The organism is Streptomyces sp. NPDC005492 (assembly GCF_040605995.1).
Classification (GTDB): Bacteria; Actinomycetota; Actinomycetes; order Streptomycetales; family Streptomycetaceae; genus Streptomyces.
The window spans coordinates 1-22,049 of the sequence record NZ_JBEXDX010000045.1; the positions used below are offsets into that span (position 1 = coordinate 1).

Genomic DNA, 22,049 nt, shown 5'->3' on the forward strand with positions numbered 1-22,049 from the left:
GCGGGCAGCGGCACCTGTTGCCGTGCTGGCCCGCGAGCTGCGGGGCTCCAGCTTTCCGCCACGACGGCGGACGGGGCGGGAAGCACGGTGAACACCACATCGCGTTCACCAGGCCATGCTCGGCATCGCCCGGATCCACAACCCAGCCCTCACCCGATAACTCACGCCCCATACGGGACAACCTCTTGTCGCGTGACTGGCTGCCCCCTGAACCCGGGCTTTCAACTCCGGTTCTGCCGTGGGCCGTTGCCTCTCCTGGTCACGCACAGCGCCACCCATCTCAATCACCGCCCGTACTGCCGACACGCCTCAAGCGTTGCCGGAGAGGGTCAGTCCACGAGATCGACTACCCCGCTACAGGAATATCTCCATGCCGTCATAGACGACGGCCCGGCGATCGGCCAAGCGTTCATCTCCGAGGCAGGGAGCGACCTTGCCCGACGCACAGGGGGCACAATGGCGCGTGAGGAACTGACCCGACTGACTGGCAACGGGAACGGGAACGGCGAGTGTGGGGGCGACGACTGCCCCAACGTCTACCGAACCGCCTCGGGGTCGTTCGTGATCCAAGGAGGCGTGTCGAGCGTATTCGACCCGCCGGACGGGGAGGCACTCGTGGAGATCCCGGAGGCTGTCTTGAAGGAGGCTGTCCGTGCTCTTGGTTGGTGAGGACTGGCGGAGGACGTTCGACTCCATGGAGCAGGAGGCGTGGCGTCTGGAGACTCTGCCTGCCTACGGGGTGCCGCAGGAGGTCGAGGCGATCCGTCGGTTCCTGGCCGGTGAGCCGGTAACTCGCGAAGCGACACAGCCTTGGTTCGACCGGGTCAAGGCGTACGTGACTGGCGGCCGCAGCGTCGGGCGGGTGCACATCGTCACGCAACCCCTCTCCGACTACCTCCGCTTCGAGTTCGAGCACTACCGCCACAACGTCGAGGCCGGCGAGGACGTTCGCATCCTCGACGTGACCAACCGCCCCAACCCGCTTGACGGGGTGCAGGACTTCTGGATGTTCGACCGCCGTCAGGTCGTGCTCATGCACTACGAGCCAGACGGAACCCAGATCAGCCGGGAAATGTACGAAGGCGAACCCGAGCCCTTCCGGGAGTACCAGCGCATCGCCCTGGCGGAATCGGTGCCCTTCGAGGAGTACGTGAAGGGCCTTGACGCTTGACCCTGAGCAGCTAGGGCAGTCAAAAGCCGACCTGGCCGAGACTCTGAGAACGCTGCGCAAGCGAGCCGGACTGTCCCAGGTCCGGCTCGCCGCGCGTTGCAATATGTCCCAATCCAAGATCAGCAAGATCGAGACCGCTGAGATCATACCGAGTTTGGTCGACGTCGAACTCGTTATGAGGGCACTCGGAGCCCCTGAGCATTTGACGGCCGAAGTTACAGCCCTGGCTCGCATGGCAAACACCGAGTGGCAGCCAATTCGCTCATCATGGCGACGCGGCCTGGAGAAGCGACAGGCCGAATTGGCTAGCCTGGAAGCCGACGCCGATGAACTTCGGTACTTTCTCCCCGCGATGATCACAGGCTTGCTGGCCACTCCCGAGTACATTCGCGCAAGCCTCGAATACTCGCCGGGAGATATCTCGAAGACGGTGGCGCGAAAGCTGGAGCGTCAGGTTGTGCTCTACGACAGCACAAAACGCTTCACTTTTCTATTGACGGAGCAGGCTGTTAGATGGGCTGTGGTTCCTCCACCTGCCATGGCTGTGCAGATCGACCGCTTGGCCTCCCTGTCCCATCTACCCAATATCCGCATAGGAGTCATACCCATTGGCACGATCATAAGCCGCGGCCCAATGAACACTTTCACGGTCTACGACGACAGGCTGGTCACTGTCGAAACGTTCACCGGGCGAACCGTTTTCCGTGACTCCCGCGACATCGCCGAGCATGTGGAAGTTTTCAAACAATGCGAGCAGAAGGCTCGGTTCGATGACGCGGCCAGATCTATTCTTCAGGAATGGTCCAGCCTCTATCGTTGATCTTTAGTAGGCAACGGGAATATTGCTCGATTACCCCCTCCAACCGGTGGATCATAGACGAGCCGGAAACCGGGGAGGAATTATGGCTGGTACGCGGAAGCCGCAGGGGTATGGACTTACAGAACTTCCAGCGGAACCGAAAGCTGTATCAGGGTGTGGCACATGTCTCGGTATGTGCGTGAGCCGAGAGAATGCTCGCTCTAGAAGCGACTACAGCGCTGTGTCCGATGCGAACGTGAAGCTGCGTCAGCACCAAGCTATGGCGCATACCCCATGAGTGATGGGTCGGACCCCCATCTCTTCGCCGATGCCCCGCTCATGACGATGCGCGTCTCACGGGACTCCGGAAAAACGTGGGGCCCCGAACGGGTCGTCTTCACTACGGGTGACCTTTCCCCCCTGATCACAGCCGAGTGGCCCCCGTGCCAGTGCTGGCGTTGCGCCGACCCCGGCAAGGGCTTCGTCCGCTGAGGCTTCTGCCTTCCCCATTTCCCAACCCTCCCTGCGCTCCAGGAGAGGTCCGCCCGAAACCCCACCAACCATGAGGTGAGCCGTGCTCCACGCAACCCCGCCCGCACCCGAACGACCACCCGGACCGACCCCGCCCCGCAGTCACGCGACCACGACCGCGAAAGGAGCGTCTCGATGACCATCACCGCCGTTACCGCAACCCGCACCGGCCAATCCCTCGTCACCAAAGCCGAGTTCTCCATGCTCGCCACCTTCTGCGCCGACGAGTACAGCCTGGAACGCTCCGTCGCCGCCCGGGTCGTCGACCAGGCGCTCGCGCTCGTCCACGTGATGGGCTCGACCGGTGAGGGCGCCACCATGGCCCCTTCTCAGCAGGTCGACCCCGGCTGGCACACCCTCGTGTTGCACACCGACTGGTACGCCAACTGGTGTGCGGAGCAGTTCGGTTACTTCGTGCACCACCAGCCGAACAGCAAGACCCGCACGCGCGGCCTGATGACAGATGTCGTCGGGAAGATCCGGGCGGCGGGGTTCGTGGTTGACGAGCGGCTGTGGGGTACGGCCGCCGAGTGCAACGCGCCGGCCTGCTGCGGCGACGGCCCCTGCTGCTGACCGGCGTGTAACCAGCCACTTCTCACCGGGTCCGGCGGGCCTCTCCCCCAAGGGCGGCTCGCCCGGCCTTCACCGCCAGAACGGATCAGCCTCTCGTGTCCCTCACCGAGTTGACCGGGACGAGCCGTGTCACCGTCTTTCCCCTCGAAGCCCTCACCCTCGCCTACACCACCCAGTCCAGCGACCAGCGCGGCCTGGGCGACATCGGCCTCGTCGCCGTCGTCGACGTACTCAGCGAAGGCGAAGAACTGTGGCGTCTGGCGCGCGACCTCAGCGGTCGCACCAACGGCACTGACCAGGCCCGCTGGATCCTCACCCAGGCCAACCGGGCCCGCGTGGTCGCCGCGTACACGGATCTGCCGCGCGCGACCTGGACGGCGTACATCCGCCGCCGTATCGACCTCGACTCGCTCTTCGCCAACCACGACATCCTGCTCACCGGCCGGATCGAGCTGCCTGGCTTCCGAGGAACTGGACTGCTTCACACCGCCATTGACACCTTTGGGCCGTCAAGTTCCGCCGCACAGCAGACAGGAGAGACACCGTGACCAGTTCCATCCCGTGGCAGCAGCGGCTGTCCACCGGTACCGAAGACATCCAGGACGAGGTGATCCGCTGGTACCGGCAGACGCCGTACGGCAAGGGCTACGTGCCCAACATGATTTGGGGCACGCTCCAGACCGAGGCCTACGCGACCGTCATCCTCCGCCGGGTCGTCGACTTTCTCGGTGTCCCGGACGACGTGCGGGCGGGGGTGGCGAAGCGGATGGAGCGCCAACAGGTTCTGTACGACGGTGAGCACCGCTACGACGTCATCCTCGGCGAGCAGGGCCTCTACACGAACGTCGGCGGACCGGAGGTGATGTGCGAGCAGATGGAGCGTCTCCTTCGGGACATCGATCTGCCCTCCCTCACCCTCGGTGTCCTCGCGGCCACCGCCGAAGTGAGCGTGGTGCCCATGGCTGGTTTCAACATGCGTGGCAGCGACAGCGTCCACTACGAACTCGTCTCCTCCGGAGTGGACTTCACCGACCCTGCCGAACTCACCCTCCACGAAAGGGCCTTCGCCGCCCTGAGCGACGCGGCGAGTTATGGAGAGGACGCCAAGGGCCTGATCGCCAAGGCGCTGAAGTTCTGGAGCGGCGAAGCCAATTAGGTAGAGAGATCTACGTGAACCACCCAGCGCCCCGTGACCGCCATGTGGCGCGAAACTGCCGCGTGCGACCTGTCGGAAAAGAAGGAGGCTGTACATGTTCCTGGCCGGTGAGGACTGGCGGAGGGCGTTCGACTCCATGGAGCGGGAGGCGTGGCGTCTGGAGACTCTGCCTGTCTACCGCGTGCCGCAGGAGGTCGAGGCGATCCGGCGATTCGAGGCCGGGGAAGCCGTCACGCGTGAGGCGACGCTGCCCTGGTGTGAGCGGATCAAGGGGTACGTGGCCGGCGGGCGCAGTGTCGGGCGCGTGCACATCGTCACGCAGCCCCTCTCCGACTACCTCCGCTTCGAGTTCGAGTACTACCGCCACAACGTCGAGGCCGGCGAGGACGCTCGCATCCTCGACGTGACCAACCGCCCCAACCCCCTTGAAGGGGTTCAGGACTTCTGGTTCTTCGACCGATCGCGGATCGTGCTCATGCACTACGAGCCGGACGGGACTCAGATCAGCCGGCAGGTGTACGAGGGAGACCCGGAGCCGTTCCGGGAGTACCAGCGCATCGCCCTCGCGGAATCGGTGCCCTTCGAGGACTACGTGCAGGGCCTTGGCACTTGCCACTGAGCGGTTCAACAAGGGGCACCGGCAAGACGAGGAGGGCCGTAGCGGCCCCAACCCCCTTGGTCCGTTACGCACTTATTGCACATGGGATCTTCACTATTTCCGAACTGAGTTCATATGATGCGAAGATCAACAGGCCTGGCTGGAGGGCGACTTCAGCGGGTCCCAGGTTCCCGTGGGGGATTCATGCGTATACGCGTTGCGGCCGGCGCTGTTTCCGGTGCCGTCGTTCTGTCCGCGCTCGCTCTTCCGGTTGCCGCCCAGGCGGCGGAGCGTCCGGCGACGGCGAAGCTACGTTCCTTCGCCTCGACGGTCGTTCAGCCCAGAGACTCGTTGGGCAACACCAAGTTCTCGCACGCGGTCATCAACGGGGGCAAGGACATCGTCCTCGGCACCAGCGGCACGAAGTCCGTCACTGTCACGTACACCGCCACGGACCAGAACGGCATCGCCCTCACCGAGGCCTTCCTGTGGCAGGGCACCGACAGTTCGACCACGGACGGCATCACCGGCGGCCTGGGGACGGACGACGACCCCAACTGCACGGAGACGGCGACCCAAGGCACCTACACCTGCAAGGCCGTCTTCAACATCCACCCCGCCACCGACATGAAGAACAACGGCGTGGCCGGGGCCTGGAAGCTGTTCCTGGGCGCCTGGGACCTGTACGCGAACGCCAGTTACAACGACGACGTCGCCACCGCCTCGATCAAGAAGCTCTCCACCCTGACCGCCAATGCCACGCCCGAGCCGGTCAAGAAGGGCAAGACCATCACGGTCACGGGCAAGCTCGCGCGCGCGAACTGGTCGACGGGCAAGTTCGCGGGCTATGTGTCCCAGCCCGCGAAGCTTCAGTTCCGCAAGAAGGGCAGCAGCACCTACACCACCCTCAAGACGGTCAAGACCAACAGCACCGGCGTCCTGAAGACCACCACCAAGGCCACGGTCGACGGGTACTACCGCTACGTCTTCGCGGGTACCGCCACCACCGCCGCGTCGACTGCACCCGGCGACTTCGTCGACGTCAGGTAGGCAGCCCGAGTCCAGCAGCACCCGCGCGTCAGCACTCCGGTGCCGGGCAGCCATGCGTCACGGCGCCCGGCACCGCGCCATTACCGCGCCATTTCCTCATGCCCACACCGTCGAGTAAGAGATCTACGTGAACCGCCCGTAGGCTCTCCCGCCGCTCCCGATCTTGTGTGTACCGTCCTCCCTTGTGTCGATCGGCGATCGTTCAACTACCGTTCTACGCGCGGAGATTCACCACATTCGGCACCACAACTCAGCACCCGCACCCCCTGTTCCCTCCACCCCCCACACCTGGATTCCCCCCACTCACGGAGGCTCACCGGATGCTCAGCCTTGGCAAGTACACATCACGCCGTAAGCTCACCACCGCTCTCACCGTCCTCGGCCTGCTGGCCGGTGGCGCGGTCGTGCAGGCAGCCACCGTCACGCCCGCCGCCGCGGCCACCACCCACCGTGTCCTGTTCGACGACGGGCACGCCGAGGAGGCCGGCAACGCGGACTGGATCATCTCGACCAGCAAGCCGGACCCGCTCACCCAGGACTCCTCGCCCTCCTCCGACAAGGACTGGACCGGGGCGCTGTCGTCGTGGGGCATCGCCCTGCAGAAGACCGGCGACTACAGCCTCAAGACCGCTACCAGCGCGCTGACTTACGGCGGTTCGTCGGCCACGGACCTGTCGAACTTCGACACGCTCGTGCTGCCGGAGCCGAACATCAAGTTCACTACGGCCGAGAAGACCGCCATCATGAAGTTCGTGCAGGCTGGCGGCGGTCTGTTCATGGTCTCGGACCACACCGGGTCCGACCGGAACAACGACGGGTACGACGCGGTCCAGATCCTCAACGACCTGATGACCAACAACAGCGTTGACTCCACCGACCCGTTCGGCTTCTCCATCGACTCGCTGAACATCACCTCCGGGTACCCGGCCGCCATCAGCGACAGCACCAACCCGGTGCTGCATGGCTCCTTCGGCACCGTCACCAAGAGCCTGATCGCCAACGGTACGACCGCCACGATCAAGCCCGCCGACAACTCCGCCGCCAAGGGGCTGCTGTACCGCAGCGGTTACTCCGGCAACACCGGCGCCTTCTTCGCCACCAGCACCTTCGGGAGCGGCAAGGTCGCGTTCTGGGGCGACAGTTCGCCGATCGACGATGGCACCGGGCAGTCCGGCAACACGCTCTACGACGGCTGGAACGACACCGGCGCCACCAACGCCGCCCTCGCCCTCAACGCCACGGAGTGGCTCTCGTCGTAGCGAGCATCCCAAGAGGCGCGGGGCCGGGGGATCAATATTCCCCCGGCCCCGCGTCTCTCGCGCTCCACACCCCGCACATACTTCTTCTACGGCTGCGTGGAGAGCGCCAACTCCGGGAGTGTCCGGCGTCGTTGGCGGATTACCAGCGTCCACCCACCCGCCGCGACCGCCGTCACCGCGAGCGTCAGCAACAGCGCCGTCGTATGCGATCCCGCGCTGTCGGCCGCTCTCGCCACCGGGTTGGGCAGGCCCAGGCGGTCTGCCAGCCAGCCGATGGACGCCGTGGCGGTGATCAGCGCGCCGGTCACCCGTAGGGCCGGCCCCACGCGCAGTCTCGCGAGGACCAGCAGCGAGGGCAACGCCAGGCAGACCAGCAGGAGTTGGACCAGTTCGATGCCCAGGTTGAAGGCGAGGAGGCTGGTGGCCAACTGGCCTGTGGACAGGTGCATTTCGGCTAGCACGAAGGAGAACGCCATGCCGTGGCCGAGGCCGAAGACGCCCGCCACAATCGCTTCCCGGCCGGGGAAGAGGGGGCGGATCGCGTGCACCGCGCCCACGAGGATGCTCGCCGCGATGAACGCCTCGACCGGTCGGCCGGGGATCTGGACCCGGGTCAGGGCGGTCACGGCCAGCGCAACCGAGTGGCCGACGGTGAAGGCCAGTGTGATGCGGCCGATGTTGGTGAGTGCCGCGCGGGGGCCCGCCAGGCCGCGCCAGCGTCCTCCGGCGGCCAACAACGGGGCCGGCAGCAGCAGGATGAGCAGGAACAGCAGGTGGTCGGTGCCGGTGAGGATGTGGTTGCCGCCGAGTTGGAGCATGGCCACGAAGCCGCGCCAGGCGCTGCCCGCGCCCAGGTCGACGGTCAGCGGCGGGACCTTCATGTGCCGGACGTCGAGCCGGATCGTGCCCACCTGGGTGGCGCCGTCGCCGGTGACCCGTCCGGCCGCCCAGTCCTGACGGACCGACACCAGGGTTACGTGGGTGACCACTTGGTGCACGATCACGTCGTAGTCGAGGGTGAAGTGTCGTACATCCGCGCCGGAGGGTGGCGTGAGTACGGCCTTGGCCACCAGCTCGCGGTACGGGCCCGTGGAGGTCTGTTCGGTGCGGCTGAGGCTCAGGGCGCCGATGCTCACCTGCCAGGCCTGGCCCTTGAGGGTGGTCGGGCGGATGTGCCGGGCCAGGTAGGTGCGGATCGCCACGGCCTTGGTGGGGAGGGCGGAGGAGGCGAGGGTGTTGAGGTCGATGCCGCTGGCCGTGGTGAAGTCACCGACCGGCAGGGCCAGTTGGGCGGTGACCGAGTCCTTGTACACGTCGAGACGGACCACTGAGTGCGGCATCGGGTGCGCGGCGGCCGGCGACGCTCCGAGCAGGAGCGCCGCCGGTACCGCGATCGCGATCCCGGCCACCAGGCGAAGTGCTGTGGTCAGCCAAGTTCGCGGTCCGGTCATGAGAAGGTGAACTCGCTGCCGTAGTCGCTGGTGTGGTCGCGGTACACGGTGTGGTAGTGGATCTGGTCCCGGTACACGACACCGTTCTGGCAGACGAACTCGACCCAGACGCCCGGCCCGTCGATGCGCACGTAGTCGCCCTGGGTGTCGAGGGCGGTGCCGCCGGAGTAGGCGATGTAGGTCTCGTTCAGCTCACGCTCGTACGTCTTCATGAGCTTCTTCGCGGTGGCGTCGTCCACGTTGGCGATCCAGGGGTGGATGGCCTTCAGGACGAGTGCCTTCTGCTTCGGGGAGAGCGAGCCGGCCTTGATGCCTTCCTTCGTCTCCGGGAACTGGCCGTCCTGGCCCGGGCCGAGGAGTACGTCGCTGAAGGACTCCGAGAGCTTGGCGGTGGCCAGTTGCTCCGTGCTCAGGCTGCCGGTCAGGGCGAGCAGGCCGTTGCGCATGGTGGCGAGCGGCGAGTACGTGGTGCCGTCGTCGTCGGTCCAGGTGCTGGGCTCTACCCCGACGAAGAACGGGCTGGAGCCTGCCACCTTGCCCTTCTTGTAGGTGAGGTTGAGGGCCAAGTGGTGGCCGCCGAAGTGCAGTTGCCAGGTGCCGGTGGCGGAGGGGGTGCCGAGGAAGGCGAGGAAGTAGACGCCGCTGCCGTAACCGCCGAGGCCGCCGCCTCCGGCGCCGCCGGAGGGCGGGGTGCCGGTCGGGACGTCGGTCGGGGCGTCGGTGGCCGTCGAGGTGGGGGGCGCCGTGGCGGTGGCGGACGGGTCCGCGGAGGCCGTGCTCGACGCGGTGTCCGACGGGGCCGGGCCTGCGGAGCTGGTGCTCTGGGCCGCGTTGAGCACGTCGTCGGCCTTGATGATCTGGGTGATCTGGTCGTAGCCGGTGTTCTTGCCGGTGCCCGTGGCCAGCTTCAACACCTTCATGGCGGCTGCCAGTTGGGTGTCCGTCAGGGAGCCGAGCTGGATGCCGGGGCGGCAGGACGAGCCGCAGGGGAGGTTCGACCACGCGGTGGCGTTCGCCTGCGAGAAGTCGAGCAGGGTGGAGGCCTGCTGGTCGGCGTCCAGGGTGTTCAGGAACTCGTTGGCCGCGCTGACCACGGCGCCGACGCCGGTGGCCTTCTTGTCGACCGGACGCTTGACGCCTGCGGCCGATTTACCGGTCTGGGTGTCCGTGGACGCATTTGCCACGGCGAAACCGCCGCCGACCAGCACAACTGCTGTGACGGCTCCGGCTATTCCACGCCATGTCCGCTTTGCGCGGACCAGACGGGTTCTTTCTCTGCTCACGAACGACTCCTTCGGTTCCGGAAATTCCAGAAATCTCAGAACGAGGTCCCAGCCCGCCCGGGCAGCACCCGGCCGCACCGGGCAGCGCCCATCGCCGCTCGTCAGCGGGCACAGGCAGGGGTAAGACGCGCTGCGGGCAGCCGGCTGCCCGTCCACGCGATTGCTCACAAGATTATCGACGTTCTTACCGAAATCTCAATGCATCGTCACGTGAACAAAATAAGTTTCAGGTTTCATAGCAACTCGGCGCGAATTCAAGGAATTCGCTTATGAATTTGACAGGCTGCGCTTATCGCGTGAATAGGGTCCCCTGCTAAGGCGGGCGGGGCCGCGCGTTAGTCTCGGGGGCGATATCCAGTCAGCTTCAGGAGGCACGTCATGGTCAAGGTTCCCGGCGCGGTGATCGCAGCGAGCGGACTCGTCGGTGGGTACGGCGTGGCCCGCTGGACGAGGAAGCGACAGCTCGGCGGGGTCGTCCTGGCCGTCGCGGGCGCGGCCGCCGCACAGCAGTGGCGCGAGCGGGCCGGCGGAAAGGCGGCCGGCGCCCTCACCGTCGCCTACGTCGCCGCCTTCGCCGGCTCCCATCCCCTGGCCAAAAAGGTGGGCGCCTGGCCCGCCGTCTTCGGAGTCGCCGGGGCGGTCGCGGCAGCGTCGTGGGCAGTGGCCGACCGGCGGGGCTGAGCCTGCTTGACCTCGCGCTTCCACGGGCGGGGCAGTCCAAGTCCGTCAGGGTGTCTTCCGGCGGGGGGTGTCTGCTGGTCCGCTGTGTGCTGTGTCGCTGGGTTCGGTGTCTGAGAGCGCTGCGAGGAGTTGCAGTTTCTCGTCGCTGTCGCTGTTCTTGTCGGGGTAGTAGACAACGAGGATGACGTCGTCGACGGGGAGTTTGTCCCGGTGGAGCCGTAGTTCACCGACGACAGGGTGATGGACCGTGGTGGTGCCTCCGTCGAGGTTGCGGACGTCGTGTCGGGCCCACAGGGTGCGGAACCGCTGGCTGGACAGTGCGAGCTCTCCGACAAGTTCGACGAACCGGGGGTTGTCGGTGTCGTCCCCGATGGTGGTGCGGAGGGCGGCAATGAAGTCGGCGGTGGCTTTCGCCCAGTCCTGCTGGAAGGCCTGTTCCTCCGGGTCGAGGAGGAGGGAACGAAGCCGGTTCTCGCCGGGGCGCAGTCGGGGGGAGAGGGCGACGGCCATGGGATTGGAGGCCAGTACGTCGAAGGCGCGCCCTTCGACGAACGCGGGGAGCTGAAGGTGCGCGAGGAGTTGGTGCACCCGTGCCGGTACGTGCTCGGGTCGCTTGCGGCGCGGTGCCTTGGGGCGTGCTGCCGCGAGGCCGAGCAGATATGTCCGCTCGACGTCGTCGAGGTTCAGGACGCGCGCGAGTGATCCGAGGACCTGAGGTGAGGGGTTCTTGTCTCGACCCCGTTCCAGGCGCAGGTAGTAGTCGGGGCTGATTCCGGCGAGCAGGGCGACTTCCTCACGGCGTAGGCCGGGTACGCGGCGGTTGCCGCCGGGCGGGAGCCCTGCCTGGGCCGGGGAGATCAGCTCACGCCGGGCGCGAAGGTAGCTGCCGAGCTGGTTGTCCGATTCCTCATCCTTCACCACACCACCGTAATGCGGTGGTTGCGTCTCAGCGGGGGCCCTGGCAGGACCAGGGAAGACGAGGGCACTCCCGCGCTTCGCGGAGCCGGTCAAGACTCGCGGTATCAATCCGAACTGAAGGGAAGGCCTCGTGGATCTCTCCAACCGCACCGTTTTCATCGTCGGCGGAACGTCCGGAATCGGCCGGGAACTGGCCCGGCGGTTCGCCGCGGCGGGCAGCACCGTGGCCGTCGGCGGGCGCAGCGCGACGGCGCTCGCTGAACTCTCCGACGAAGGCATCGGCACATTCGGCATCGATGTCACCGACGGTGCCTCCGTCGCACGTGCCCGCGACGCCGTACTCCTCCGGTACCCCGAGCTGGACACCGTGGTGACCATGCCGGGCGTCATGCTCCTGGAGGACCTGCGCGACCCGGCGCACTTCGAGGCGGCGCAGACGACGATCGACACCAACCTGGTCGGCACCATCAGGGTCGTCGACGCCTTCACCCCACACCTGGTCCAGCGCGGCGCCGGCACCTTCATCACCGTCACCTCCGGCATCGCCTTCCTGCCGTTCCCGCCCATGCCCACCTATGCCGCCTCGAAAGCCGCGGTGCACGCCTACTCCGAGGCACTGCGCGCGCAACTGGACGGCACCGGCGTCGGCGTCGTCGAGCTCGTCCCCCCGGCCGTCGCCACGGCAGGACAGGAGAAAGTGAACCCGCAGGCACTGCCGCTCAGCGACTTCGCCACCGAGGCCATGCAGTTGCTCTCGCAGAACCCCACCCCTGACGAGATCCTGGTCGAGCGGGTACTCACGCACCGCTGGGCTGAGCGCGACGGCACCTACGACGACCTCGTCGCAAAGCGCTCCCAGGCCCTGGCCATGCTCCCCGGCCGCCAAGGCTGACATCTCCCTCACCCCATGGCCGTAGCCTCGGCGGCGGACGCGTAGTCCGGGCCGCCGCGGACGCACAGGGTGAACACCTCGCTCGGTGAGCGGTCCCGCGCTTCCCGCTGCCCCTTCTCACCTGTCCGAGGGGAACCCGGCGGCAAGGTAGGCAGAAAGCTGCCCCGGCGCGTCTTCCTGGAGCAGGTGACCCGCCTCGTCGATCCAGTGCAACTCGGCGTGCGGGATGCGCGCGTGCAGCCACTCCGCGTACTTCGGCGGCAGAATGCGGTCCTCGCGGCCCCAGATGATGCGCACCGGAAGTGACATGGTGCCCAGCAGGTTCTCGTACGCGGCGGTGTCTGCCTGCCTGATCTGGCTGTACTGGCGGTAGAACGCGGCCTGCCCTTCGGCCCCCCGCCACGGTGCGAGAAACGCGTCGAGGACCCCCGGCCGGAAGCCGGTGTGCGTCGCGTGCCGCATATGGCTGGCGACCAGCGCTTCGTGCGCGTAGTCCGGAAGCCGCTGGAGGACGTCCGCGTGCTCCAGGATGAGCTGGAAGAGTCCTCGCTCCCACTCACCGCCGCTCACTGCGTCGAAGAGGGTCAGGTCCCGGTACTTCCGCTCCTCCAGCAGTAGCGTCCGGAGTGCCACGGCCCCGCCGATGTCGTGGGCGACGACGCTGGGGCCGGACAGCTCCCAGTGGTCGAGGAGCCGGGCAAAATTTCTCGCGTGAGCCGCCAGGCTGAGGTCCTGGCCCTCACGCTGGTCCGACTGGCCGAAGCCGAGGTGGTCGAAGACGAAGACCGTGCGGGTACGGGCGAGCGCTGGAGTGATGTCCCGCCAGAGAAACGAGGAATACGGGGTGCCGTGGACCAGCACGACCGGGTCTCCGCTGCCGAGCGTCTTCCATCGCACCATCCCCTCAGGAGTCTCGAACTCCTCGCCGAGTGTCCAGTTCACCAGTGGTCTCCTCTTCTCCGGCACGACCAGCACCTTTCACCGATTCGGAGATGAGTGCCCGGCTGCGCTTCTTGATCCTGCGGATGCTCATCGGGTACGGCTCCTCACGATCGGTGGGCGTGCGTGCGCGCACAGCAGGCCTGCCGTCTCGTCCTCCTCGTGCGGCCTGGAGCAGCGTCCCACCGTCGCCGCGATCAGCGTGCCCGCCGCGATCACCAGCGTCGCGGACGCCCACTGCAACGGCTGTTCCGACTCGAACGACATGTACATCAGCACCGTCGGCGGTGCCGCCACCAGCAGCAGCGGCCACGCAAGGTCGTCCCTGCGGCCGAAGTAGGCCGCCAGGAGGAGCAGGGTCACGGACAGCGCCAGACCGCCGACTCCGGCCCCCGGCACGTCTGACGACGGGGCGCAGACCTCGTACGCCCCCGCCGCCAGCGCCGCGCCGAGTGTGCGGGTCAGCCAGCGTTCCGGCCAGGGGCGGGTTCGCAGGGGGCTCAGCAGCTTCTCGGTCATACGTACGAGGGTTCCTCGGTGGGGCAGGGGCGCGACAGAGTACGAGTACTCAGATCGGGCCGCCCCTCACGCCGGGCGCGCGGCAGTCCTCGTCGCGCTCCCCGCGCTCCCCGTACCCACCGCCGTCAGCGGCTTCGCCACGTCCTCCAGCGAACGCCTCTCCGCCCGCACCGCCAGTACCGCCGCCACCAGCCCGGCCGCGCACATCAGCCCCGCCCCGATCTGGAACGCGAGCACCGTGTCGGCCACCTTGCCCGTGCCGGTGAGGTCCGCGAACAGGAGGGGGCCGCTGATGCCGCCCGCGGCCGTGCCGAGGGCGTAGAAGAAGGCGATCGACATCGCGCGGGTCTCCATGGGGAAGATCTCCGACACCGTCAGATACGCGCTGGACGCGCCCGCCGAGGCGAAGAACAGGACCGCGCACCAGCAGGCCGTCAGCGTCGTCGCGCTCAGTGAACCCCGGTCGAACAGCCACGCCGTGCCGAACAGCAGCAGGCCGGAGAGCAGGTAGGTGGAGGAGATCATCACCCGGCGACCCACCGTGTCGAAGAGGCCGCCCAGCAGCAGCGGGCCCAGGAAGTTGCCTACCGCGATGACCGCGAAGTAGTAACCGGTGTTGCCCGAGGGCACGTCGAAGAACTTCGTCAGGATCGCACCGAAGCCGAAGGTGATCGCGTTGTAGAGGAACGCCTGGCCGATGAAGAGGGAGAAGCCGAGAGTCGCGCGCTTGGGGTAGTCCCGGAAGATCGTGCGGGCGATCTCGGCGAAGGAGACGCTCTTGCGCTGGTGGATGGTGATCTCGCCCTCGGCGGGCGGCAGTTGGTGACCCTGCTCGGCCTCGATCCGGCGCTCGATCGAGGTCACCACCTCGTCCGCCTCCCGGTCCCGGCCGTGGATCAGCAGCCAGCGTGGACTCTCCGGTACATGGCGTCGTACGAGGAGGATCACCAAGGCGAGTACGGCGCCCAGCGCGAAGGTCAGTCGCCAACCCACGTCCGCCGCGAAGATGTTGGTGTTCAGCGCGACGATGGAGAGGAGTGAGCCGCCTACCGCTCCTACCCAGAAGCTGCCGTTGATGACGAGGTCGACGCGGCCCCGGCAGTATGCCGGGATCAGTTCGTCGATCGCGGAGTTGATCGCCGCGTACTCGCCGCCGATACCGAAGCCGGTGAGGAAGCGGAAGGCGAAGAACCACCAGGTGGAGAAGGAGACGGCGGTGAGCGCCGTCGCCGCCAGATACACCGCGAGCGTGATCATGAAGAGCTTCTTGCGGCCGTAGCGGTCGGTCAGGTGACCCCAGAAGAGGGCGCCCACGCAGGCGCCCGCCACATACAGCGCCGCCGCGATGCCGGTGACCTGGCCGGAGCTGATCGGCAGGCCGCTGCCGGGCTCGGAGAGGCGGCTCGCGATGTTGCCGACGACCGTGACCTCCAGGCCGTCGAGGATCCACACGGTGCCGAGTCCTATGACGATCGTCCAGTGCCAGCGGGACCACGGCAGGCGGTCCAGACGGGCCGGGATGGACGAGGTGATCGTCGGGCCGCTCCCGGCCCGGCCGTCACCGCTACCACTGCCGCTACGGCTGTCGCTGTCCGTGCTGCTGGACATAGGGCCTCCTCGTCGGGCGAACCCCCACCGGGTGCCCCGGAGAATCCCGGCCTACACCCCCACCAGCCGCGACACCGTGTAGATCAACAACCCTGCCAGTGATCCCACCACCGTGCCATTGATCCGGATGAACTGCAGGTCACGGCCGATGTTCGCCTCGATCTTCCGGGTCGTGTGCTCGGCGTCCCAGCCGGCCACGGTGTCCGTGATCAGGGAGGTGATCTCCTTGCGGTAGGTAGTGACGACGTACACCGCCGCGCCCTCGAGCCAGCCGTCGACCTTCTCCTGGAGCTTCGGTTCCACCGCCATCCGCGCACCCAGGGACAGCAGCGACGCCCGCACCCGCAGCCGTAGCTCACTGCGCTCGTCCTCGGCGGCCGACACGATCATCGACCGTACGGACGTCCAGGCGCTGGCGATCAGGTCCTGGACCTCGCCGCGGCCGAGGACCTCGCCCTTGAGCCGCTCCACGCGCGCGCGGGTGTCCGTGTCGGACTGGAGGTCGGCGGCGAAGTCGCCCAGGAAACGGTCCAGGGCGCCCCGCGCCGGGTGGGAGGGCATGTCGCGCATCTCGGTGACGAAACGGAGCAGCTCCTTGTAGACCCGCTCGCCGATGCGCTTGTCGACGAATCTCGGGGTCCAGCCGGGCGCGCCGCCCTCGACCGCGTCCATGACCTGCTCGTCGTGCAGGACCAGCCAGTCGTGCGCGCGGGTGACGATCAGGTCGACGACCCGCTTGTGGCCGCCGTCGGCGACGACCTTCTCCAGGGTCTTGCCGATGCCGGGGGCGATCTCCTGGGCGTCGGCGCGGCGGGTGATCGCCTCCCCGACCACCGCCTGGACGTCGGAGTCCCGCAGCACGGTGAGGGCGCCGCGCAGGGCCGCCGACAGCTCCGCCGTCACCCGGTCCGCGTGGTCCGGCACGGCCAGCCAGGCGCCGAGGCGGCTGCCGATGCCGACCGCGCGCAGGCGCTGCCGTACGACATCCTCGGAGAGGAAGTTCTCGCCGACGAACTCGCCCAGGGATACGCCCAGTTGGTCCTTCTTGGTGGGGATGATCGCGGTGTGCGGGATGGGCAGGCCGAGGGGGTGGCGGAAGAGGGCCGTGACCGCGAACCAGTCGGCCATCGCACCGACCATGCCGGCCTCGGCCGCCGCGGCGACATAGCCCGCCCAGGGGCCCGCGCCCGCGTTCGACGCCCACTTCGCGAGGACGTACACGACGGCCACGAAGAGCAGCAGGGCCAGCGCCGTCAGCTTCATCCGGCGTACGCCGCGCTGCTTCTCCTCGTCGGCCGCGCTGAACGTGGTCATCGTGCGGCGGGACGCCTCGCTCCCGGTGCTGCTCGCTTCCGTAGGTTCCACCCGCTCCATCCGCTCCACCCGTCCGCCGGTACCGTGCATATTGTCCCTTCCTGACCGACTCCTGGAGGGGGACAGGAGTTCCCGCTGTCACCCGAAAGGGCAAAATGGCAGGGCCCGAGCCTTCAGCCGAGTCGCCGAGGAGATACGCATCGCATGACCAAGCGTCGTGGTTATGCCCTGCTGCTTGCGATCGTCACCTTGATCGTGGCGCTTTCCCTCGCCATATACGTCGGAGTCTCCGCCGGTGACGGCAGCGGCGGGAACTCCCCCGCCGACGGCCGCCCCCCGCACAACTCCGCCGCGCCCGCCTCGGCCGGTACCTGGGTCGGCGCCTGGTCCGCGGCCCCCGTAGCAGGCGAGCCCGGCACGGAGCAGACGGGGACGGCGGGACGCTCGGTGCGCAACATCGTGCACACCAGCGCCGCCGGTACGGGCGCCCGGATCACCCTGTCCAACCTCTACGGCCAGGCCCCGCTCACCCTCGCGCACGCCTCGATCGCCCTCGCCGCCGGTTCGAACAGTTCCGCCGCGGCCACGGGCACCATGCGCAGGCTGACCTTCGGCGGGGCGACCTCGGTCACCATCCCGCCGGGCGGGCAGATAGTCAGCGACGCCGTCCGCCTCTCCATACCCCAGGGCGCCGACGTGCTGGTCAGCACCTACGCGCCCACGAACTCCGGCCCGGCCACCTACCACCCGTACGCCCGCCAGATCTCCTATCTCGCCCCCGGCGACCGCACCGACGACACGACCGGTCGGCCGTACACCCAACGGACCGCCATCTGGCGCTACTTGACCGCTCTGGACGTGCTGAGCCACGAGGCGGACGGCACGGTCGTCGCGTTCGGCGACTCGATCACCGACGGATCCACCTCGACCGAGAGCGCCAACCGCCGCTGGCCGGACGCCTTTTCGCGGCGGCTGCGGGCGGCCGTAACGGCCGGGCAGGACGTGCCCCGCTACAGCGTCGTCAACGAGGGCATCAGCGGCAACCAGATACTCACCAGCCTCGCCGGTCGGCCCGCCGAGAACCAGAGCGGCCTCGACCGCTTCGCCCGTGATGTGCTCGGCCGCCCGAACGTCAAGGTCGTCGTCATCGACCTCGGCGTCAACGACGTCCTGCACGGCGCCGACGCCACCCGCGTCCTGACCGGCCTGCGCACCCTGGTCCGCCAGGCACACGCTCACGGCATCAAGGTGATCGGCGCGACCCTGATGCCTTTCGGCGGCCACCCCCGCTACTCGGCGGGCCGCGACGCCGTACGCCAACAGGTCAACGCGGCGATCAGGAGCGGCAAGCTCTACGACGCCGTCGTCGACTTCGACAAGGCGCTCCGCGACCCGTACGCCCCACGCCGCCTCGCCCCCGAATACGACTGCGGCGACCACCTCCACCCCAACGACCGGGGGTATCGGAAGATGGCCCGGACCGTCGACCTGGGAGACCTCAAGGGCGCGGTCCCGGCCCAGTTGTGAGCCGTTCCTGCTTACAGAGGCGCCGTCAGTCCCAGCCCCGACGCCACTCGCGCCACTCCTCAAGGCGCTCCGCGACCCGTACAACCCGCGCCGCCTCGCCCCCGAATACGACTGCGGCGACCACCTCCACCCCAACGACCGGGGCTACCGCAAGATGGCCCGCACCATCGACCTGGACGACCTCAAGGGCGCGGTCCCGGCCCAGTTGTGAGCCGTTCCCGTTTACAGAGGTGCCGTCAGTCCCAGTCCCGGTGCCTGCGCTCCCGGCGGTCCCGGTGGCGCTCGCGCCGCTCCTCGTGGCGCTCCCGGCGCTCCTCGTGTCGGCGTCGGATCGCCTCGTGGTGCTCCTCCATCGCCTCGCGGTGTTCGTCCATGGCGTCGCGGTGGGAGTCGTAGAGCTCTCTGGCCGGGGAGCCGCCCTCCAGTTTCTGACGGCGCCGCTCCTCCTTGAGTCGCTGGCGTTCCGCCCGGGGGAGCTTGCGTTCCACGCCGACGCCGCCCCAGAAGGCGAAGCCCGTGATGATCACGCGTGGGGCGCCGGGGTCGCCGGGCACGCCCTCCTGGCTGTGGTCGAACGCGCCCATGACGCCGATGCCGCGGACGACGACCTCGACGCCCGGCGGCACGGTCACCTCCACTCCGCCCATGATCGCAATGCAGTTGATCTCGACCTCGCGGTCCGCGAAGTTCGCCTCGCGCAGGTCGATCTCACCGCCGCCCAAGAAGCTGAAGCAGGTGAACCGCTTCGGAACCGTCCAGCGCCCCTTGCGCTGGAACCCGGACAAGATGGCCACGCCACCGGTCGAGGATCCCTCGCCGCCTACGATCCGCGCGGCCCAACTCCCGCTGTCCACCGGCCCCTTGACCATGTTCACCGGCGACGGGGTCACCCCGGCGGTCGGCAAGTCCCGGGTGATGGGCGTCAGTTCGCCGTACGTGCGCGCCTTGTACGTCGCCTCCAGCCGCTCCTCGAACTCCTCCATGTCGAGGCGGCCCTCCGCGAGGGCGTCCCGCAGGACCTCGGCGACCCGCTCACGGTCGGCGTCGGATGCGCGGAGCTCCGGGACTGCGTCGTCGGTCATACGGAGCAGCCTACGAGGTCGCTCGACGGACGGCTACGAGACCGCTTTCTCGACCTGCTCGGCTTGTTCGGCGTACATTTTCGCGATCACCGCCTCGATGTCCGGCTCCCGCACCGACAGGTCAACCATCGGATACTCCGCCGCGATCCGCGCGACCAGCGGAGCCGCCGAAGCCGACGCCGGGAAGGCCAGCCACTGCCGCGGGCCCTCCACCTTCACCACCCGCGCGTCCGGCACCTCGATCGGGGGCAACTCCCGCTCCAGGTCCACCACCAGGGTCCGCTCGCTCTCCCCCGCCTCGTGCAGCCCGGTGAGCGGGCCGTCGTACATCAGGCGTCCGTGGTCGATGACCATCACGCGGGAGCACAACTGCTCGATGTCCTGGAGGTCATGGGTGGTGAGGAGGACCGTGGTGCCGCGCTCGGCGTTCAACTCCCGCAGGAAGGAGCGCACTTTGGCCTTGGAGATGACGTCCAGGCCGATGGTCGGCTCGTCGAGGTAGAGCACCTCGGGGTCGTGCAGCAGGGCCGCCGCGATGTCGCCGCGCATCCGCTGGCCGAGCGAGAGCTGACGGACCGGGACGTCCAACAGGGCGCCCAGTTCGAGGAGTTCGACACAGCGGTCGAGGTTCTCGACGTAACGGGCCTCGGGGATGCGGTACATGCGGTGCATCAGCTTGTACGAGTCGATCAGCGGGAGGTCCCACCACAAGGTCGTCCGCTGTCCGAACACCACGCCGATGCGGTGCGCGAGGCGGGTGCGCTCGCGGGACGGGTCGATGCCGGCCACCCGCAACCGGCCCCCGGACGGGGTGAGGATGCCGGTCAGCATCTTGATGGTGGTCGACTTCCCGGCGCCGTTCGGACCGATGTAGCCGACCATCTCCCCGCGCGCGACGCCGAAGGAGATCGAGTCGACGGCCCGCACCTGCCGCCGCTCCCGTTTCATGAACCCGGTCTTCTTGCGCACGTCGAAGACCTTCTCGACGCGGTCGAGTTGAATGAAGTTCTCGTCCACAACCCTCAACTCCCAGTGCTTCGATACGACTTGAGCCCCGCCCGCCAGGCCAGCCCGGCCAGCGCACAGCAGGCGAACGCCACCAGCGGCGATGCGAACGCCGCCCCCGGGGGCAGGTCCAGCGGATAGGGGCGGCCCAACACATAGGACGCGGGCACCCAGTTGACGAAGGCGAGCGGCAGCATGAAGGTCACGCCCCGCACAAAGTCCTTGCCGAACACGGCCGGTGGATACGACAGCAGGGTGTTGCCGCCGTAGGTGAACGCGTTCTGCACCTCGGCCGCGTCCTGCGCCAGGATCTGGAAGGCCGCGCCCGCCACGAACAGCGCCCCGAAGATCACCGCGCCGCACACCAGCATCACCGGCACCAACAGCAGCTTCCCCGCGGTCCATTGGACGTCGATGTGGAACAGCGCGTACCCGAGCACCATGCCGCCCTGGGTGATCCGGCCGAGCCGGCGCAGCGCGAAGCGGTCCGCGCCGATCTGGGCCAGCACCGGTGCCGGGCGCACCAGCAGGGTGTCGAAGGAGCCGTCGCGGATCCGGGCGCCGAGCACGTCCATCGAGCCGAGCACCAGGTCGGAGATACCGAACGCGGTCGCCGACAGGCCGTACAGGAAGGCGACTTCGGGCAGCGACCAGCCGCCGAGCGAGTCGACCCGCGAGAACATCAGCAGGATGGTGGCGAAGTCCAGACCGGTCACCAGCAGGTTGCCGACCACCGTGATGACGAAGGAGGCGCGGTAGGCCATGCTCGACCGCACCCACATCCCGGCGATCAGCCCGTAGGCACGCAACCCCTCACGCCAGCGGGGCAGTTCACCGTCGCGTCGGGGCGACGCCACCTCACTCCTTCGGGTCGTCTCAACCACCCTGGACCACCACCCTCCGCGTGGCCGCCGACTGCAACAGCCGCCCCACCGCGAGCAGCGCCACCGCCCACGTCGCCTGGAAGACGTACGCGTGCAGCGGATCGGTCTTCCCCATCAGCACATCCGCCGGGAGCTGGATCAGCGCCGCCCACGGCAGCGCCCGTACGACCTCGCCGAGCGCGCCCGGGAAGGCGTTCAGCGGGAGCACCATGCCCGAGCAGAAGACCCCCAGGATCATCATGGCCTGGTTGACGCCCGTGCCGTCCAGCAGCCAGAACACGCTCAGCGCGGCCAGAAAGCGGATGCCGAAGCTGACGAGCACCGCCAGGAGCAGCGCCACCAGGAGCGCCGCCCAGGAGGTGACGTCGGTGGGCAGTGCCATCGGGAAGAACAGGGCGCCGAACGCGAACGGGATCACCCCGCGCCCCAGCAACTGGAACATGGCCCGGCCGAAGTCGCTTGCCAGCCACCACAGTTGGAGGTCGGCCGGGCGGTACAGGTCGACGGCGATGTCGCCGGTGCGGATGCGCTCCATCAGGTCCTTCTCGAACCCGCCGCCCTGGATGGCCAGCGTCGCGAACAGGCACTGCCCCAGCCAGACGTAGGTCACCGCCTGCGCCTGGTCGTAGCCCCCGAGATGCGGCCGCTCGTCCCACAGCGCCAGATACGTGTAGACGAGGACCACCCCGAACACGGTGTTGGTGAACACCCCGGCGAGCGTCGCCGCCCGATACGTCGCGTACCGTCTGAAACCCCCCGCCGCGACGGCCGCGTACAACCGCCCAGCACCCACCAGAAACCACCCTCCA

At 67.9% G+C, this 22,049-nt stretch carries 22 protein-coding genes and 2 pseudogenes; 13 read left to right on the forward strand and 11 right to left on the reverse strand.

The window, feature by feature from the left end:
- The first annotated feature begins 456 nt into the window (after window positions 1-456).
- The 9 genes and pseudogenes from ABZT04_RS37400 to ABZT04_RS37440 form a co-directional block, all read left to right on the forward strand.
- Window positions 457-669: a hypothetical protein gene (locus ABZT04_RS37400; RefSeq protein WP_356062912.1), complete on the forward strand. Its 213-nt coding sequence runs from the start codon at window positions 457-459 to the stop codon at window positions 667-669.
- Window positions 653-1,171, forward strand: a complete 519-nt coding sequence (locus ABZT04_RS37405) for a DUF6879 family protein (RefSeq protein ID WP_356062730.1) — start codon at window positions 653-655, stop codon at window positions 1,169-1,171. Before ABZT04_RS37400 ends, ABZT04_RS37405 begins: the two co-directional genes overlap by 17 nt.
- Complete coding sequence (locus ABZT04_RS37410; protein WP_356062732.1) at window positions 1,161-1,991, forward strand: helix-turn-helix transcriptional regulator; 831 nt, start codon at window positions 1,161-1,163, stop codon at window positions 1,989-1,991. Before ABZT04_RS37405 ends, ABZT04_RS37410 begins: the two co-directional genes overlap by 11 nt.
- Window positions 1,992-2,636: 645 nt before the next feature.
- Window positions 2,637-3,074, forward strand: a complete 438-nt coding sequence (locus tag ABZT04_RS37415) for a hypothetical protein (protein WP_356062735.1) — start codon at window positions 2,637-2,639, stop codon at window positions 3,072-3,074.
- A gap of 95 nt (window positions 3,075-3,169) precedes the next feature.
- Window positions 3,170-3,622: a hypothetical protein gene (locus ABZT04_RS37420; protein WP_356062738.1), complete on the forward strand. Its 453-nt coding sequence runs from the start codon at window positions 3,170-3,172 to the stop codon at window positions 3,620-3,622.
- On the forward strand, window positions 3,619-4,230 hold the full coding sequence (locus tag ABZT04_RS37425) for a DUF5753 domain-containing protein (protein ID WP_356062741.1): 612 nt from the start codon (window positions 3,619-3,621) through the stop codon (window positions 4,228-4,230). Before ABZT04_RS37420 ends, ABZT04_RS37425 begins: the two co-directional genes overlap by 4 nt.
- A gap of 94 nt (window positions 4,231-4,324) precedes the next feature.
- Window positions 4,325-4,849 carry a DUF6879 family protein gene (locus ABZT04_RS37430; protein WP_356062744.1) on the forward strand — a complete coding sequence of 175 codons (525 nt, stop codon included), beginning with the start codon at window positions 4,325-4,327 and terminating at the stop codon, window positions 4,847-4,849.
- Window positions 4,850-5,032: 183 nt separating this feature from the next.
- Entirely contained in the window at window positions 5,033-5,878 is an 846-nt protein-coding gene (locus tag ABZT04_RS37435; protein WP_356062746.1) for a hypothetical protein, read from the forward strand.
- 320 nt (window positions 5,879-6,198) lie between these two features.
- Window positions 6,199-7,131, forward strand: a pseudogene (locus ABZT04_RS37440) (hydrolase); the annotation flags it as partial.
- Between the two features lie 92 nt (window positions 7,132-7,223).
- Here ABZT04_RS37440 and ABZT04_RS37445 read toward each other — a convergent pair.
- Window positions 7,224-8,588, reverse strand: a complete 1,365-nt coding sequence (locus ABZT04_RS37445; protein WP_356062748.1) for a HupE/UreJ family protein — start codon at window positions 8,586-8,588, stop codon at window positions 7,224-7,226.
- Window positions 8,585-9,871 (reverse strand): DUF3500 domain-containing protein, encoded by a 1,287-nt coding sequence (locus tag ABZT04_RS37450; RefSeq protein WP_356062751.1) that lies wholly within the window; start codon window positions 9,869-9,871, stop codon window positions 8,585-8,587. The genes ABZT04_RS37445 and ABZT04_RS37450 overlap by 4 nt, the downstream gene beginning before the upstream one ends.
- A 378-nt stretch (window positions 9,872-10,249) precedes the next feature.
- Between ABZT04_RS37450 and ABZT04_RS37455 the strand changes: the two genes are divergently transcribed.
- The gene (locus tag ABZT04_RS37455) at window positions 10,250-10,552 is read left to right on the forward strand and encodes a hypothetical protein (protein WP_356062754.1); all 303 of its coding nucleotides are present in this window, start codon (window positions 10,250-10,252) and stop codon (window positions 10,550-10,552) included.
- A 45-nt stretch (window positions 10,553-10,597) separates the two neighbouring features.
- Here the strand turns inward: ABZT04_RS37455 and ABZT04_RS37460 are convergent, their stop codons facing one another.
- The gene (locus tag ABZT04_RS37460; protein ID WP_356062757.1) at window positions 10,598-11,470 is read right to left on the reverse strand and encodes a helix-turn-helix transcriptional regulator; all 873 of its coding nucleotides are present in this window, start codon (window positions 11,468-11,470) and stop codon (window positions 10,598-10,600) included.
- Between the two features lie 130 nt (window positions 11,471-11,600).
- Here ABZT04_RS37460 and ABZT04_RS37465 point away from each other — a divergent pair, with 130 nt between their 5' ends.
- A complete protein-coding gene (locus ABZT04_RS37465; protein WP_356062760.1) occupies window positions 11,601-12,362 on the forward strand; it encodes an SDR family NAD(P)-dependent oxidoreductase in 762 nt (253 codons plus the stop codon).
- Window positions 12,363-12,479: 117 nt separating this feature from the next.
- Here the strand turns inward: ABZT04_RS37465 and ABZT04_RS37470 are convergent, their stop codons facing one another.
- From ABZT04_RS37470 to ABZT04_RS37485, 4 genes are all read right to left on the reverse strand, one after another.
- Window positions 12,480-13,304 carry an alpha/beta fold hydrolase gene (locus tag ABZT04_RS37470; protein ID WP_356062763.1) on the reverse strand — a complete coding sequence of 275 codons (825 nt, stop codon included), beginning with the start codon at window positions 13,302-13,304 and terminating at the stop codon, window positions 12,480-12,482.
- An 87-nt stretch (window positions 13,305-13,391) separates the two neighbouring features.
- Window positions 13,392-13,820, reverse strand: coding sequence for a hypothetical protein (locus tag ABZT04_RS37475; RefSeq protein ID WP_356062766.1), 429 nt, complete (start codon window positions 13,818-13,820; stop codon window positions 13,392-13,394).
- A gap of 66 nt (window positions 13,821-13,886) precedes the next feature.
- Entirely contained in the window at window positions 13,887-15,428 is a 1,542-nt protein-coding gene (locus tag ABZT04_RS37480; RefSeq protein WP_356062769.1) for an MFS transporter, read from the reverse strand.
- 51 nt (window positions 15,429-15,479) lie between these two features.
- Window positions 15,480-16,832 carry a DUF445 domain-containing protein gene (locus ABZT04_RS37485; RefSeq protein WP_356062772.1) on the reverse strand — a complete coding sequence of 451 codons (1,353 nt, stop codon included), beginning with the start codon at window positions 16,830-16,832 and terminating at the stop codon, window positions 15,480-15,482.
- A gap of 114 nt (window positions 16,833-16,946) precedes the next feature.
- Between ABZT04_RS37485 and ABZT04_RS37490 the strand changes: the two genes are divergently transcribed.
- Together ABZT04_RS37490 and ABZT04_RS37495 are read left to right on the forward strand one after the other, a co-directional pair.
- Window positions 16,947-18,269: an SGNH/GDSL hydrolase family protein gene (locus tag ABZT04_RS37490; RefSeq protein ID WP_356062775.1), complete on the forward strand. Its 1,323-nt coding sequence runs from the start codon at window positions 16,947-16,949 to the stop codon at window positions 18,267-18,269.
- Between the two features lie 61 nt (window positions 18,270-18,330).
- A pseudogene (locus ABZT04_RS37495) lies at window positions 18,331-18,480 on the forward strand (SGNH/GDSL hydrolase family protein); the annotation flags it as partial.
- Between the two features lie 25 nt (window positions 18,481-18,505).
- Here ABZT04_RS37495 and ABZT04_RS37500 read toward each other — a convergent pair.
- The 4 genes from ABZT04_RS37500 to ABZT04_RS37515 form a co-directional block, all read right to left on the reverse strand.
- Window positions 18,506-19,351: a DUF1707 domain-containing protein gene (locus ABZT04_RS37500; protein WP_356062778.1), complete on the reverse strand. Its 846-nt coding sequence runs from the start codon at window positions 19,349-19,351 to the stop codon at window positions 18,506-18,508.
- A 33-nt stretch (window positions 19,352-19,384) separates the two neighbouring features.
- A complete protein-coding gene (locus ABZT04_RS37505; RefSeq protein ID WP_356062781.1) occupies window positions 19,385-20,368 on the reverse strand; it encodes an ABC transporter ATP-binding protein in 984 nt (327 codons plus the stop codon).
- A gap of 5 nt (window positions 20,369-20,373) precedes the next feature.
- Entirely contained in the window at window positions 20,374-21,138 is a 765-nt protein-coding gene (locus ABZT04_RS37510; protein ID WP_356062913.1) for an ABC transporter permease, read from the reverse strand.
- 94 nt (window positions 21,139-21,232) lie between these two features.
- The gene (locus ABZT04_RS37515) at window positions 21,233-22,033 is read right to left on the reverse strand and encodes an ABC-2 family transporter protein (protein ID WP_356062784.1); all 801 of its coding nucleotides are present in this window, start codon (window positions 22,031-22,033) and stop codon (window positions 21,233-21,235) included.
- Between the last annotated feature and the right edge of the window lie 16 nt (window positions 22,034-22,049).

Coding starts and splice junctions, on each gene's coding strand:
- ABZT04_RS37510 (WP_356062913.1), bottom strand. CDS start 21,138: ATGTGGGTGCGGTCGAGCATGGCCTACCGCGCCTCCTTCGTCATCACG.
- ABZT04_RS37430 (WP_356062744.1), top strand. CDS start 4,325: ATGTTCCTGGCCGGTGAGGACTGGCGGAGGGCGTTCGACTCCATGGAG.
- ABZT04_RS37475 (WP_356062766.1), bottom strand. CDS start 13,820: ATGACCGAGAAGCTGCTGAGCCCCCTGCGAACCCGCCCCTGGCCGGAA.
- ABZT04_RS37400 (WP_356062912.1), top strand. CDS start 457: ATGGCGCGTGAGGAACTGACCCGACTGACTGGCAACGGGAACGGGAAC.
- ABZT04_RS37455 (WP_356062754.1), top strand. CDS start 10,250: ATGGTCAAGGTTCCCGGCGCGGTGATCGCAGCGAGCGGACTCGTCGGT.
- ABZT04_RS37445 (WP_356062748.1), bottom strand. CDS start 8,588: ATGACCGGACCGCGAACTTGGCTGACCACAGCACTTCGCCTGGTGGCC.
- ABZT04_RS37500 (WP_356062778.1), bottom strand. CDS start 19,351: ATGACCGACGACGCAGTCCCGGAGCTCCGCGCATCCGACGCCGACCGT.
- ABZT04_RS37415 (WP_356062735.1), top strand. CDS start 2,637: ATGACCATCACCGCCGTTACCGCAACCCGCACCGGCCAATCCCTCGTC.
- ABZT04_RS37480 (WP_356062769.1), bottom strand. CDS start 15,428: ATGTCCAGCAGCACGGACAGCGACAGCCGTAGCGGCAGTGGTAGCGGT.
- ABZT04_RS37435 (WP_356062746.1), top strand. CDS start 5,033: ATGCGTATACGCGTTGCGGCCGGCGCTGTTTCCGGTGCCGTCGTTCTG.
- ABZT04_RS37490 (WP_356062775.1), top strand. CDS start 16,947: ATGACCAAGCGTCGTGGTTATGCCCTGCTGCTTGCGATCGTCACCTTG.
- ABZT04_RS37485 (WP_356062772.1), bottom strand. CDS start 16,832: ATGCACGGTACCGGCGGACGGGTGGAGCGGATGGAGCGGGTGGAACCT.